The 12,165-nt window shown below is 64.2% G+C and carries 14 protein-coding genes and 1 tRNA gene; 8 read left to right on the top strand and 7 right to left on the bottom strand.

Translation table 11 applies throughout. The annotated features are described in order from the left end of the window. Positions 1-205: 205 nt before the first annotated feature. Complete coding sequence (locus WN73_RS12955) at positions 206-829, top strand: imm11 family protein (protein WP_271553115.1); 624 nt, start codon at positions 206-208, stop codon at positions 827-829. A 216-nt stretch (positions 830-1,045) separates the two neighbouring features. On the opposite strand, the gene WN73_RS12950 is transcribed toward WN73_RS12955, so the two are convergent. From WN73_RS12950 to WN73_RS12940, 3 genes are all read right to left on the bottom strand, one after another. Continuing rightward, a complete protein-coding gene (locus WN73_RS12950) occupies positions 1,046-1,483 on the bottom strand; it encodes a PaaI family thioesterase (protein WP_060912627.1) in 438 nt (145 codons plus the stop codon). 385 nt (positions 1,484-1,868) lie between these two features. Next, on the bottom strand, positions 1,869-3,404 hold the full coding sequence (locus tag WN73_RS12945; RefSeq protein WP_271553113.1) for a peroxidase family protein: 1,536 nt from the start codon (positions 3,402-3,404) through the stop codon (positions 1,869-1,871). 330 nt (positions 3,405-3,734) lie between these two features. Further along, positions 3,735-3,968 carry a DUF3551 domain-containing protein gene (locus WN73_RS12940; protein ID WP_060910666.1) on the bottom strand — a complete coding sequence of 78 codons (234 nt, stop codon included), beginning with the start codon at positions 3,966-3,968 and terminating at the stop codon, positions 3,735-3,737. A 268-nt stretch (positions 3,969-4,236) separates the two neighbouring features. On the opposite strand from WN73_RS12940, the gene WN73_RS12935 reads away from it, so the two are divergent. The 4 genes from WN73_RS12935 to WN73_RS12920 all read left to right on the top strand — a co-directional run bounded on the left by WN73_RS12935 (position 4,237) and on the right by WN73_RS12920 (position 6,515). Further along, the gene (locus tag WN73_RS12935; protein WP_028172963.1) at positions 4,237-4,575 is read left to right on the top strand and encodes a hypothetical protein; all 339 of its coding nucleotides are present in this window, start codon (positions 4,237-4,239) and stop codon (positions 4,573-4,575) included. Between the two features lie 144 nt (positions 4,576-4,719). Further along, positions 4,720-5,205, top strand: a complete 486-nt coding sequence (locus tag WN73_RS12930; RefSeq protein WP_011089960.1) for a hypothetical protein — start codon at positions 4,720-4,722, stop codon at positions 5,203-5,205. 97 nt (positions 5,206-5,302) lie between these two features. Then, positions 5,303-5,791: a transcription elongation factor GreA gene (gene greA, locus WN73_RS12925; protein WP_271553111.1), complete on the top strand. Its 489-nt coding sequence runs from the start codon at positions 5,303-5,305 to the stop codon at positions 5,789-5,791. A 46-nt stretch (positions 5,792-5,837) separates the two neighbouring features. Beyond that, entirely contained in the window at positions 5,838-6,515 is a 678-nt protein-coding gene (locus WN73_RS12920; RefSeq protein ID WP_271553110.1) for a hypothetical protein, read from the top strand. A gap of 265 nt (positions 6,516-6,780) precedes the next feature. On the opposite strand, the gene WN73_RS12915 is transcribed toward WN73_RS12920, so the two are convergent. The 3 genes from WN73_RS12915 to WN73_RS12905 form a co-directional block, all read right to left on the bottom strand. Continuing rightward, positions 6,781-6,855, bottom strand: a tRNA-Val gene (locus WN73_RS12915). A 158-nt stretch (positions 6,856-7,013) separates the two neighbouring features. Then, the gene (locus WN73_RS12910; RefSeq protein WP_028176027.1) at positions 7,014-8,312 is read right to left on the bottom strand and encodes a hypothetical protein; all 1,299 of its coding nucleotides are present in this window, start codon (positions 8,310-8,312) and stop codon (positions 7,014-7,016) included. Positions 8,313-8,431: 119 nt separating this feature from the next. Next, positions 8,432-9,037, bottom strand: coding sequence for a DUF1134 domain-containing protein (locus WN73_RS12905; RefSeq protein ID WP_028176026.1), 606 nt, complete (start codon positions 9,035-9,037; stop codon positions 8,432-8,434). A gap of 139 nt (positions 9,038-9,176) precedes the next feature. Between WN73_RS12905 and WN73_RS12900 the strand changes: the two genes are divergently transcribed. After that, positions 9,177-9,662, top strand: a complete 486-nt coding sequence (locus WN73_RS12900; protein WP_028176025.1) for a YHS domain-containing (seleno)protein — start codon at positions 9,177-9,179, stop codon at positions 9,660-9,662. Here WN73_RS12900 and cysQ read toward each other — a convergent pair. Then, the gene (gene cysQ, locus WN73_RS12895; RefSeq protein WP_271553107.1) at positions 9,656-10,486 is read right to left on the bottom strand and encodes a 3'(2'),5'-bisphosphate nucleotidase CysQ; all 831 of its coding nucleotides are present in this window, start codon (positions 10,484-10,486) and stop codon (positions 9,656-9,658) included. The two genes, WN73_RS12900 and cysQ, sit on opposite strands and share 7 nt — an antisense overlap. Positions 10,487-10,671: 185 nt before the next feature. Between cysQ and chpT the strand changes: the two genes are divergently transcribed. After that, positions 10,672-11,325: a histidine phosphotransferase ChpT gene (gene chpT / locus WN73_RS12890; RefSeq protein WP_038967810.1), complete on the top strand. Its 654-nt coding sequence runs from the start codon at positions 10,672-10,674 to the stop codon at positions 11,323-11,325. Positions 11,326-11,522: 197 nt separating this feature from the next. Continuing rightward, positions 11,523-12,165: Hpt domain-containing protein (locus WN73_RS12885; RefSeq protein ID WP_271553106.1), on the top strand; the 643-nt coding region annotated here is incomplete at its 3' end.

Below are 12,165 nucleotides of genomic sequence, written 5' to 3'. Positions count from 1 at the left end.
ACACACGAGACCATACCAAAAGCACTGGAGGCTCGCCACGTTTGCTGGCAGTCGGTAGATTGCCGGCCGATGCCACCGCGGGCATACAAAGCCGTCAGTCGGCCGCGACGCAAAATGGCACCTACTGACCATTTCGCCGGACGGCATTCTCGTCTGCCTTCATCTAAAAATTGGCTCGTCGCAACCTCACGAGGCAAAGCAGAAAATGGCGTGGATCATATGGGGTATGTTTGGCAAGTCGGTGATCGGATATTCCGCCGAAGACGCCGAGGTTCTGGAAGCCTATTTCGAGCATAATTTCGTACAGCCGGGATCGCTGAAGCGAGTATGCTGGAATTGCGGGGTGCCAATTCCCTCCGAGGTAATGCCACGGCGCGTCAGGCTGGCCAAAGCTAAGACCATGAGCGACTGGATGCGGATGCGTCGAGGAGGCGACTTGGTCAGCTTACGCGTAAAGGACGCTGTTGAAGAGCTTGACCCCGGGCGGCACCAGTTCTTTCCGGTTACAGTCGAAGACAAGGACGGTAACGTTCGGGCCGAGCAACAGCACTTTATTTTCAATGTAGTTGGACGGATCGATTCGATCGTCGCTGAGCGCAGCCATTTCAACGTGGTCGGACAGGCCAACACCGACAATTGGGCTTACAGCCGCCGTGTCGGGCCTTGGCAGTGTACGCTAAACGCCTCTGTTATTGACGGACGGGCATGCTGGGTCGAGCATCGCTATACCGACTGCTGGTTCGTTTCCGATCGATTGGCCTCGATTTTGCGCAAGCGCAAGGTCAACGGAATTAGGCTCGAATTCCACAGCGAAGAAGCGTCACTTTAGTCGGTTCGGCGAACTGCCAGTTGTGCGAACAATGGCGTACTCGATAGTCCGCTATTGGCCCTTAGCCGAAGGTCGATTGAGCGCGTGTCATGTCGGATGTCGGGGGCAAACCGGACGCCGATCTTACTTGGCGTCCACCGCTGCTTTTGACCCGTTGCGGACCTAGATCGATCTGAAAGCTCTTTCAGGCCGGTTGTGTGGTGCGAGCATTAACGGCTAACGGGGATGAGTGTCACCCTCATGCTTCGGCACTGCGCGAAACGTGGCGTTCGCCCGAGCGATTACACTGTCGTCGGCCTTGATTAGACTTTGCGCGAAGCAGATCGTTCTGCCGGTTTTGATCACCTCACTGTCCACGGTGAGCCATTGCCCGATCTGCGCGATGCCGGTGAAGTCGACCACAAGAGTGATCGTCGCCAGCGACGATGCCCAGCCAATCGCCTGCGCGCAGCTATAGCCCATCGCGTTGTCAGCTAGCGCGGAGATCAGCCCGCCATGAACGTTGCCACGTGCATTGGTGTGCGGCTTGGCCAGCCGTAATCCGATGATCACGGCTTTGTCCGTCTGCTTCGAATAGAGCGGTTCCCAAGGATCGGTGAAAGGGCTCTTACGGAAGTGCGGTTCGAAACCTTCGGGGATACCGGTGCTGTTCATGGTCATGCGCGAGCTCCTTTCTTGGCGAAAACCTGTGCCATTCGCTGACGATCCGCAAGAAACAATCGTACCCGTGGTTCGGCATCCAAGTGCCGCCCAAGAAAGGTGGTTTCCACTGCCGACGAGGTGATCAAACAAAGCGTAGCTCGCTGCGGTGCATAAGTCCGGAATTGGCCCAAGGCGGAACTGGTGGCGTGTCGGTCTCGATGTCGCCTTCTGAGCGCAAACCGGACGTGACGAGTTTATGAGGACACGCCCGAGAGCTGACTGATCTTCAGCTCACTCGATGCGCGTTAGGAATCCGGTCGCTTCTCCCCGTCGCGTGCGATGACAAAAGGCCGCTCGCGTGATGCGGGCGGCCCTCGCGTCATCGTCCGTGGCAAGCTCAGTGCAGCGGATCGCCCTGGCCGAGTGCGTAGGCCACGAGGTCCTTCAGCGCGAAGCCGGAGCCGGTCACCGGCGTCCATTGCGGGTCCTGCGACAGCACGGAGGAATTGTCGCCGAACATCATGCCCAGGAAGACCTCGGCGACGATGCGGCCGCCGACGGGACCGAGCTGTGGCGTCTTGACGGTGCCGGGGCCGCCCGTGACGGGGATCGGGACGTCGGCTGGGGACTGCCGCGCCTCGGCCAGGATGTAGGTCCAGAGCGGACAGTTGTCGGCGAACACGCCGTTCGCGATGGTTGCGATCCCGGTTTGTGGATCGCCTGCGCCGGGCTCGTCCACGGCCTTGCCGATGATGATCTGATCGTCCGTCAGCGGCGTCAAATTCATCGCCCTGGCGACCGCCTGGCCCGAGGGCAGGCCGAGCCGCCAGCTGCGTTCGAGATTGCGCAGCGCCAGCGACGACGGATTGGACGCGACTTCCGGCGGCAATTTGCGCAGCGGATCCACCAGCGAGGCATCGATGCGATAGGCGAACTGAAGTCGCTTCTTGTTGTCGGGATTGGTGTCGTCGTCCTCGACGCCATAGGGGCGCGTGTCCAGATCGATGAAGCGGCCCCAGTCCATGGCGCGGCCCGGGCCCATGGCGCGGAAGCCGGTCAGCGCGTTCGTGTCGGGATTGTGGGGGTCGGGGAAGATCTGCAACAGCATATTGCCCGCATCGTTCAGCCGATAGCCGGGGCGGATCATGGAGTGGCCGAGACGGTAGGCCGCAACCGAGAACTCGACCGGCATGAACGGATAGGTCTTCCAGTGATAGTGGGCGAGCTTGCTGCGGTCGTATTGGCCCGCGGTCTTCAGCTCATCCAGCACGTCGGCCTTGACGATGCGCGGCAGGAAGTCGTTCAGCACGACGTACTGATAGTGGAAGCGGACGCGCTGCTGCACCTCTTCGAACGACAGGCTGTCATTGTCGTCGACCATGCGGTTGTGAAAGCGCAGCATCAGCGCCTGGAACTGCGAGACGATGCTGTTCTCGTCGTTGCGGGGATCGCCGATCAGGGCGCGGCCCTTGAAGCGCGGCAGGTCGCTGGCATCGGGCACGCCCGCGCCGGTCAGCTTCTCGCCGAGGCGGAACTTGATGCCGTCGTACATGTAGGGCTGGTCGTTCGGACCGCGGCCGTAGAGATTGTCCAGATCGAGCGCCGGCGTGCGGAAGTCGACGAGCCCGTCGGGATCCTGCTGCTTGGTCAGCGAACTGACGGGATCGAACGTGATGTCGTGGTCGATGAACTGGCCGAAATAGGTGTAGAGCGCGGGAATGCCGCTCTCCTCCGCGTCCGGTCCGTCCTTCGGCCCATCGAAATCGGCGACCATCTTGTCGGCCAGCGCCGAAAGGTTCGCGACATTGTCGGCGTCGTTGTGGCCGAATTTCGCCGGGGCGAGCTTGCGGAACATGCGGCCGAAGCGGCCTTGCGAAAGCGACGAACGCGTTGCGTTCAGGCCGCGCGGAGTAATGCTGTGGCGGCTGCTCATGAATGACCTCCCTGGAAAATCACGATGGAAACAAATCGAGCTGAAGTTGTTCGCGCTGGAATATGCAGGCTAGGCTAGACCACGCCCGCCGAAAGCGAGATAGATCACAATTGTCAGGCATCGACGATTTTTGGGGGGAGGGAGCGTTGCGGACAAGCTGCGGCAGGGCTTTGCAAATTTTTCCCAAAGCGATGACGGATAACATTCTCGTCATCGACGGGTGCAAGCGGCTTGGCGCAGCGTCGGTTCGCCGGGCCATCGGCGCAGTGGACCGTCTTCTCGTAAAATTGTGGCGGCGCGCGCGCGTCATGCGCGCACGCCGCAAATTCGTCAGTAATAGCGCTGCTGCGAGAACGCGTAGCGCGGGTTGACGCCGCAATAGGCCGACGTGCCGGAGGCGGTGGCTTGGCACTGCTGATAGGTCGCGAACTGGCAGTTGCCGGGATAGCCCCAGATGCGGCCTTGCAGGCAATATCTGTCGTTGGCGGCGTGGGCCTGGGCCGCCGGGAATGTCGCGGCAATCAAGGCCACGAACGATGCGAGAGTGAGGATGGTGCGACGCATTTCAGTCTCCCTTTGGGAACGGTTGGATGTGGAACACCAGCTCGAACCGCGTGTTCCGGGACTTGCCCGACACTTTGTCGTGCTTGTCTTGGTGTCCGCAGTGGGCGCTGCGTTCGACGTGCGTCTATGATGAGGCAAGCCGCGGCGAGTAATGTGATCTCGGCCACAGTTCGCGGCCGGGTTTCGGCCTACCGTCGGCGGACGTGCCCACGTTGCTCCCGGAGGCCTACGCTTTGCCTCATTCGGGTCAGTTATTTTGGAGGTTCTGATGCAAAGGTCATATTTGCTGGCTGCGACAGCAGCGCTGGCGCTTCTCATGCAAACACCGCTCGCGCTGGCGCAGAGCGCTCCGGCCGCCGGCGGGACCGCGGCGCCTGCGGCGACGACCGCCGCTCCGGCCGCGACGACGACAACGCCGAGCGCGACCACCGACACGTCAGGCCAGCCGTCCGACTCCAAGAAGAGCGCATCGAAGAAGCCGGCGAAGAAGAGGATGACGCGGCAGCAGGAGATCGATCATTCGGTCGACACCGGCACGGTGCCCGCGCGCTATCGCAGCTCGGTGCCCAGGCAGTACCAGCAATATATTCCGTTCGAGAAGCAGTGACGGATCGCACGGCAGCGCGGCGCAATTGGACGCGCGCGCCGCCGGTGCAACACGGAGGCGCCCTGGCCAGCGGGAGGCGGACCATACATACGTTGTGGCGATCTGCCGGAGCAGTGCTAGAGTAGGCCAAAGCCGGGGGACGTAATGAGTGACGACGTGAAGGATGCTGGCCTTGTGGCCATGATCAGCAGCATCCTGGGAGGCAACAAGCGCGCAGACGTCGTCGCACCGCCGCCGCTCACCGAGGGTCCACCGACAGCGCCGACGAATGGATTTGAGCCGGTCGAGGCGTCCATCCCCGAAGCGGCACCGGCCAAGCCCGACAATGCGTCCAATGCCGAGCCTGCGGGCGCCAAGCCGGCCGAACCGCCCGCAAAAATCGCCACGACACCGGATGGCAAGCGATTGCTGCCCGCGGAAGCGATTGCCGATCTCGTGCTCGGCGAGCTGCGCAAGCTGGACGACTTTCCCGCGTCCGGCGTCTCGGTCACGGTCTACGGATACCGGCATTGGAACGCGATGATCACCTTCGCGCCGTTCTCGACCACGTTCCAGAACGCGACGCGGTTCCGCCAGGCCATGCCGGACCTCGTCTTCAAGCTGCGCCGTTTCGTCCAGCTTGAGATATAGTCCGGGCAATCGCCCGTGAGGTGCGGACGCGCGATCCCCGGGGATTGCGGCGCGAACGCACCGCCGTTAGCCAAAACAGTACGACAGGATTTACGAATTGAGCGTCGCCTTTACCAAGGAAGAAAGCGCCGAAACCGCGTCCGAGACGCTGTTGCCGGATCGGCCGATCTCGCCTCATCCGAACTTCGTGACCGAAGCGGGCTTGCAGGCCTTGCAGACGCAGCTTCAAGAGGCGCGTGAGGCCTATGAGGCCGCGCAAGCCATCGACGACGTCAACGAGAAGCGCCGGCAGTCCGCGGTCCCCCTGCGCGACGCGCGCTATCTGACGGAACGGCTGCGCACCGCGCAGGTCATTCCCACCCCGGCCTCGACCGACACCGTCGCCTTCGGCAGCACGGTGACCTTCAGCCGCCCTGACGGCCGCGTGCAGACCTATCGCATCGTCGGCGAGGACGAAGCCGACCCGAAGGCCGGCTCGATCTCGTTCGTCTCGCCGGTCGCGAGGTCGCTGATCGGGAAGGCGGTGGGAGACGTCGTGGGAGCGGGCGCGCAGGAGATCGAGATTCTGTCGATCGGATCGTGCTGATATCGATGGTCTGTGCTGTGCCCGCGCAACAAAGCCCGATGGTTGGATGAGACGGTTTCTGTCGGGAGCGTTGCCGTTCTACGCGCTGGCTGGACTAGCCATGTGCATGTACCTCGTCCTGTACAAGACCGATCTCTTCGACTTGAACGCCATTGTCCAGGATGCGACCGGGTCACCGTGGTTTCCGGTCTTCATGTTCGTCTGCGTGCTGCTGGAGTCGGTCTTCCCGTATTTTGGCTATTTTCCCGGGACCGCCCTCATCCTGATGTCCGTGGCGCTCAATCCGAAGCCTGCGGATGTCTCCGTCTTTATCGTGGCGTGGCTGGCCATCATCGTGGGTGCCGTCCTGAGTTACGGACAGGCTCGTTTTTTCAGACCGCTGTTGCAGCGGGTTGCCTCAAAAGCGGCACTGGGCCGGTGTGAGTCCCTGCTCGACGCCTACGGTCCCTACGCGCGCGTTGCCTTGTTCGTTCACCCCAACGCGTGCGCGATGTATTTCACGGCACTCGGACTGCTCGGCCGTAACCTGACGCGAGAGATCGTCCATCTTTGCGTGGGTGCAGCGGCCTCCGTGGGCGTTCTGTTCGTCGTCGTGACCAGACTTGTATCGTCGGTAGGCGCCACCGATGATGGCGAATTGCAGCTGCTGCTGGCGGCAGCGCTGGTCGCCATCGGGACCCTCGTCGGCCTCTACGCGGCCTTGCGGCCGGCTCGGGCCGCTTGAAGCTTGCGTGCGCGTGAACCGGCGCGGTCTCGTCCCTTGCTCCGTCATGGCAATGACGGGCTCAGGAACTCTCTCCTCGAATGCTGCCATCATGCCCCTGTCTTGCCCGACGGAGCAAGTCGATTCGGAAAATGCGTAACCCATTGATCCGACTGAGGTCGGCTACTGTGCATGGGGTTGTTTTCGACATTTTTGATTTGGGCGGGTGACGATAGCCGCCAAGCGTCGAGGATCGTCAGCAGCCGGCAGGGTTCAGGAGGATGGATGGTGGGCGCACAAGGGATCGAACCTTGGACCTCTCCCGTGTGAAGGGAACGCTCTCCCGCTGAGCTATGCGCCCGGGACCATCATGCCGACGGCCGGACTTTCGGCCGGCCGGCGTATCAGAGCCCGCGATTTAGAAGTGCGGGCCGAGGGTGTCAAGTTTCGAGGCGTCCTCCGGCCCGAAAACCTTCCGTGGATCCCGCAATCCAGCGGTGAAGCCGGGTTTCGGCCCGCTTAGGCGCCCTGCTGGCGGGCGCGGGAGGCGTGGGCCTGGAGCGCGCGGATGCGCTCGGCCAGTGTTCCGCCGCCCTCGGGCAGGGTGCCTGCGGCCGCGCCGTTGGCCGCGGCGTCGTTGGCCGGGCGCGGCGCCGGCTTCGGCGGCTGGCCGGCCTCGGCCGCAAGCAGCGCCTCGATCGGCGAGTTCGGGCCTTCGAGCTGCATCGCCAGCTTTGCGACCTCGGCGGCGATGTCGTTGATGCGCTCGCGCAGCAACGCGTTCTCCATGCGCTCGGTCGCCCAGGAGCTTTCTGCCTGCTGCTGGATCGCGTTGATGTCGCGCTGGAGCTTGGCGCGCTCGTCGCGCGCGGTGCGGAGCTGCTCCTCCAGCGCGGCCTTTTCCGCGCGCAGCTGCTCCACGGCGGCCGACGATTTGCCGCCGCTCAAGGCGGCGATCTCGACGCGGAGCTCCTTGATGGTGCGCTCGGAGCCCTCGCTGGCCTGGCGGAGCTGGTTGTTCTCGTAGTCGCGCTCGGCGAGCAGCTTGCCTTGTGTGGCGAGGCGTCCCTCGAGGTCGGCGACGCGGCCCGAGAGCATCTCGGCCTCCTTCACCTGCACGATGAGCTGGCGATCGAGCTCGTTGACGCGCTGGCTCAGATTCTCGACGCGTCCGCGTGCATCGCCGAGCTCGCGCGAGGCGGTCTCGGATTCGGTTCGCTCCTGCGCAAGCCGCGCCTGCGTTGCGGCAAACTCCTTCTCGGCATCGCCGACGCGGTTCTTCAATTCCTCGATCTGCGCGCGCACCGCGACCAGCTCGACCTGGCGGCTCTCCGCCATCATCGAGCGGTTGGACAGTTCGGAGTTGATCTTTGCCAGCTCGTTCTGCTTGTCGGTCAGCGCATTCTCGGCGCCGCGCAATGCTTCGGTCTTGGCGCTGAATTCCTCTTCGGTGGCGCGGAGCTGCTCCTTCACCGCCTTCTCGCGCGCCTCCAGCGCGAAGATCGTGGCGTTCTTCTCGCCGAGCTCGATCTTCATGCGGTTGATGGCATCGCTCTTCTTGCCGAGCTCGGCGAGCTGGCTCGTGGTCTTGTTCTTGAGCTGGTCGACGCTCATCTCGAGCCGGCGCGCCGACATGGCGAATTCGGCGCGGAGCTGGTCCTTGTCGGCCTGGATCTCGGCCATCGACAGCGGGGTGGCGGCCTCGAGCCGGCGCGTGGTCAGGCGCACCGCGCGGTTATGCACCAGCGGCACGATGGCAAGCCCGCACAGCATCGCGAGCAGGAAACCGATCGCCAGGTACATGATCGGTTCGACCATGGGCCAGAACTCCCAAAGCTAAGGAAAAATTTACCAACGACAATGCATGGCGGGCCGGCAAAAAGCCAGCCCCGCCCTGTTGTTAACGTGAATCCGGAATTGGACCGGTGGAGGGAGTCCTAGAACGGGTTCCAGGTCGCGCGCGGCGTGTATTTCAGGTAGCCGATATTGGCTCCCAGCCGCAGGCCGAGTCCGGACCGGATCGGCACCAGCACGATGTTGTTGGCGGTGAGCGCCGTCATGCCGAAGCCGCCGATGATATAGGCCGAGCCGTCGAGGCCGGCGAAGCGCTGGTAGATCGCGTTGGTGGCGGGCAGGTTGTAGACCAGCGTCATGGTGCGCGCGCCGTCGCCGCCCCAGTCGAAGCCGAGCGAGGGGCCCTGCCAGTAGACGCGCAGGTCGCCGGCGTTCTTGGTGTAGAGCGTGCCTTCGCCATAGCGCAGGCCGGCGACGAACGCGCCGGAGCCTTCCTCACCCAGGATATAGCCGTTCGGCAGGCCCCATTGGCTGACCGCCTTCTCGATGATCGAGGCGAGCCCGCGCGAGACGTTGCCGAAGAAGCGGTGGCCGGCGGTCACGAGCTCGTCCGGCCCATAGGTGGTGGGCGTCGGGGTCCGCTGCGGCGGCGGCAGATTGGGCGGCGGTGCCTGCTGGGCGGAGGCCGGCACGATCCAGCCGACCATCGCGGCGAGCGCGAGCGCAGCAAGGCGTGATGCGAAAGTCATAAAAGAACCCCTGGTATCGAATCCGATCGCTTCCTTAACCTGACGCCAACAGGCACGGCTCTAGGTTGCGCCGGATGTCCCCTCGACTCGGATGTTATCCGCAGCAACTATGACGGCACAACGGCAGGAAGATAGCCCTTTGCGCCCCGGAATTGCCTTGATCGGCCGCCTCGTCTGCCTGCTGGCGGGCATTTGGATGGCCTGCGCATGGTTGCCCGCCCAGGCTGCCACCACCGAACGGATCGTCGTCAACCGCTTCAGCGGCGTCGCCATCGAGGGCTTCGATCCCGTCGCCTATTTCGTCGATGGCAGCGCCGTGCAGGGGACGGCTGAGTTCGAAGCGAACCTCTGGGGTGCGGTCTGGCGCTTCCGGAACGAGGGCAACCGGGCCTCCTTCCTGGCCCATCCCGAGATCTATGGGCCGCAGTTCGGCGGCTATGACCCTGCCGACATCGCCCGCGGCGTCACCATCGCCGGCAACCCCCGCTTCTTCGCGATCGTGGCGCAGCGGCTTTACCTGTTCAGCCGGGAAGCCAATCGCGACGCCTTCGCCGCCAATCCGGAGCGCTTCCTCTACGAAGTCGGCAAGCGCTGGCCGGCGCTTCAGGAGCAGCTCAGTCAGTAGCGGTCTACCGCCTGCGGGTCGCCCCAGGCGATGAACTCCGGGATAATGAAGCCGGTGTCCTGCCGCTGGCCGAACAGGATCTCGCCGCCCTTACCGTCGGTGACCTTGCCGCCGGCCGCGGTCACGACCGCGCAGCCGGCCCCGACATCCCACTCCGAAGTGGGCCCGAAGCGGGGATAGATGTCGGCGCTGCCTTCCGCGATCCGGCCGAATTTCACGGCCGAGCCGACCGTCCTTCTGACGGCATTGGGCCTGTTGTCGATGAACGCTTCGCTTTTGGGATCGCCGTGCGAGCGGCTCACCGCCGCGACCCAGGGCTCGCCCGGCGCCGGCAGCTTGCGGGTATGGACCGGCTCGGCGGCACCGATGGTAGCGCCGTCAAATCTGACGCGCTCGGCGCCGCGGCCGACGATGCCGCGCCAGAGCAGCCCGAGTGCGGGTGCGCTCACGATGCCGAGCAGCGGCACCCCGTGAGTGACGAGGGCGAGGTTGACGGTGAACTCGTCACGGCCGGCCACGAACTCCTTGGTGCCGTCGAGCGGATCGATCAGGAAGAAGCTGTCGCGGAACGGCGGAGCGGCGAGCTGGGTCCGTTCCTCCGACAGCGTCGGGATGTCGCCCGCGAGCTGCGCCAGGCCGTCCGCAATGACGCGGTCGGCGGCAAGGTCGGCCTCGGTCACCGGCGAGCCGTCCTGCTTGCCGTCGACCCGCATCGCCGCGCGGTTGACCGCGAGGATCGCTTCGCCCGCCTTCACCACCAGCGCGGTGAGCGGCTCCATCAGGCCGGATGCGGCCGCGCCGTCGATGATCCGCTTCACCTGCATGCCTCATTCATCGGCAATTCCGTTCCTGCTCGACTGATTCGCCCTGGCTTTATGGCCGCCCCGAACCGATCGCAAGCTAGCTGCTGCAGGCTTCCGAATGTTAGAACCCGCAGCATCCGTCAAGCATGCGTGATTCGCGGCGTCCAGCGCCGTGCAATTCCAGGAACCCTCCAGGACCCCATTATATGTCTGACGCCTCGTCGCCCGCGACCGCTACTGCTCCCGATATGCTCGAACTCGCCGCGTTGCTGTGCTCGCGGGTCTGCCACGATCTCATCAGCCCCGTCGGCGCCATCGTCAACGGGCTCGAAGTGCTCGACGACGATCCCAAGCCCGAGGACCGCGAGTTCGCGCTCGACCTGATTCGCAAGAGCGCCAAGACGGCCTCCGCCCGCCTCCAGTTCTGCCGTCTCGCCTTCGGCGCCGCCGGCTCCTCCGGCGCCCAGATCGACCTCGGCGATGCCCAGACCATGGCGCGCGGCCACATCGAGGACGGCAAGTGCACGATCACGTGGAATCTGCCGCGGCTGCTGCTGCCGAAGAATCGCGTCAAGCTGCTGCTCAACATGCTGGTCGTGGCCCAGCACACGATCCCGCGCGGCGGTACGCTGACGATCGATCCGGTCGGCGAGGGCGAGACGATGAGCTTTCGCATCACCGCGACCGGACACAACGCGCGCCTGCCGCAGAACATCGCCGAGCTCCTGAGCGGCGAGCGCGGGCCCGCTGCGGATGCGCACGCGATCCAGCCTTATTATACGCGGCTGCTCGCGCAGGCCTGCGGGCTCACCGTGACGCTGGCACCGGAAGGCGCAGCCATCATCGTTACCGCTTCGTAAACGCGCGCATCGCTCTCAAGACGTTAATCGAATCTTTACGAGGCGCTTCGGCTTGTCCGGAGCGCCTTATCTCTTTGTTGGTTCCGTTCTTTTCCACATACTCAACCATTATTAAACGCTTTGCGGTGAAGCTGGCCTCATTCCGAAATGGCGCATCACGCCTCGTGCGCGCCCTCCCTGTATGAAGGCCTGTTTTCATGGATGATCTGTTGCGGGAGTTCTTGACGGAGACCAGCGAGAGCCTGGACACCGTCGACAATCAGCTGGTGAAGTTCGAGCAGGAGCCGAACAACGCCAAGATCCTGGATAACATCTTCCGCCTGGTCCACACCATCAAGGGGACGTGCGGCTTCCTCGGCTTGCCGCGACTGGAAGCGCTGGCGCATGCCGGCGAGACGCTGATGGGCAAGTTCCGTGACGGCATGCCGGTGACGGGGCAGGCGGTGACGGTGATCCTGTCCTCGATCGACCGCATCAAGGAGATCCTCGCCGGCCTCGAGGCGACCGAAGCCGAGCCCGAGGGCACCGACCGCGATCTCATCGACAAGCTGGAAGCGATGGTCGAGCAGGGCATGGCGGCGATGTCAGCGTCGGCTTCGCCGATCGCGTCAGGCTCGGCGCAGCCGATGCCGGCGGCTGGCAGCGCTACTGCTGTTGCTGACGCCCCGCCGCTGGTGCCGGAAGCGCCGGCCGCCGCTGCGCCGGCCAAGGACATGACCACGGGTTCGCTGATCGACCAGACCCTGGAGCGCCCGCTGCGCCCGGGCGAGGTGTCGCTGGACGAGCTCGAGCGCGCCTTCCGCGAGACCGCGATCGAAATCCCCGCACCCGTTGCCAAGG

Source organism: Bradyrhizobium sp. CCBAU 45394, from assembly GCF_028128655.1.
Taxonomy (GTDB): domain Bacteria; phylum Pseudomonadota; class Alphaproteobacteria; order Rhizobiales; family Xanthobacteraceae; genus Bradyrhizobium; species Bradyrhizobium diazoefficiens.
This window is presented reverse-complemented; position numbering and strand designations above follow the sequence as displayed.

Coding starts and splice junctions, on each gene's coding strand:
- WN73_RS12955 (WP_271553115.1), top strand. CDS start 206: ATGGCGTGGATCATATGGGGTATGTTTGGCAAGTCGGTGATCGGATAT.
- WN73_RS12950 (WP_060912627.1), bottom strand. CDS start 1,483: ATGAACAGCACCGGTATCCCCGAAGGTTTCGAACCGCACTTCCGTAAG.
- WN73_RS12945 (WP_271553113.1), bottom strand. CDS start 3,404: ATGAGCAGCCGCCACAGCATTACTCCGCGCGGCCTGAACGCAACGCGT.
- WN73_RS12940 (WP_060910666.1), bottom strand. CDS start 3,968: ATGCGTCGCACCATCCTCACTCTCGCATCGTTCGTGGCCTTGATTGCC.
- WN73_RS12935 (WP_028172963.1), top strand. CDS start 4,237: ATGCAAAGGTCATATTTGCTGGCTGCGACAGCAGCGCTGGCGCTTCTC.
- WN73_RS12930 (WP_011089960.1), top strand. CDS start 4,720: ATGAGTGACGACGTGAAGGATGCTGGCCTTGTGGCCATGATCAGCAGC.
- WN73_RS12920 (WP_271553110.1), top strand. CDS start 5,838: ATGAGACGGTTTCTGTCGGGAGCGTTGCCGTTCTACGCGCTGGCTGGA.
- WN73_RS12910 (WP_028176027.1), bottom strand. CDS start 8,312: ATGGTCGAACCGATCATGTACCTGGCGATCGGTTTCCTGCTCGCGATG.
- WN73_RS12905 (WP_028176026.1), bottom strand. CDS start 9,037: ATGACTTTCGCATCACGCCTTGCTGCGCTCGCGCTCGCCGCGATGGTC.
- cysQ (WP_271553107.1), bottom strand. CDS start 10,486: ATGCAGGTGAAGCGGATCATCGACGGCGCGGCCGCATCCGGCCTGATG.
- chpT (WP_038967810.1), top strand. CDS start 10,672: ATGTCTGACGCCTCGTCGCCCGCGACCGCTACTGCTCCCGATATGCTC.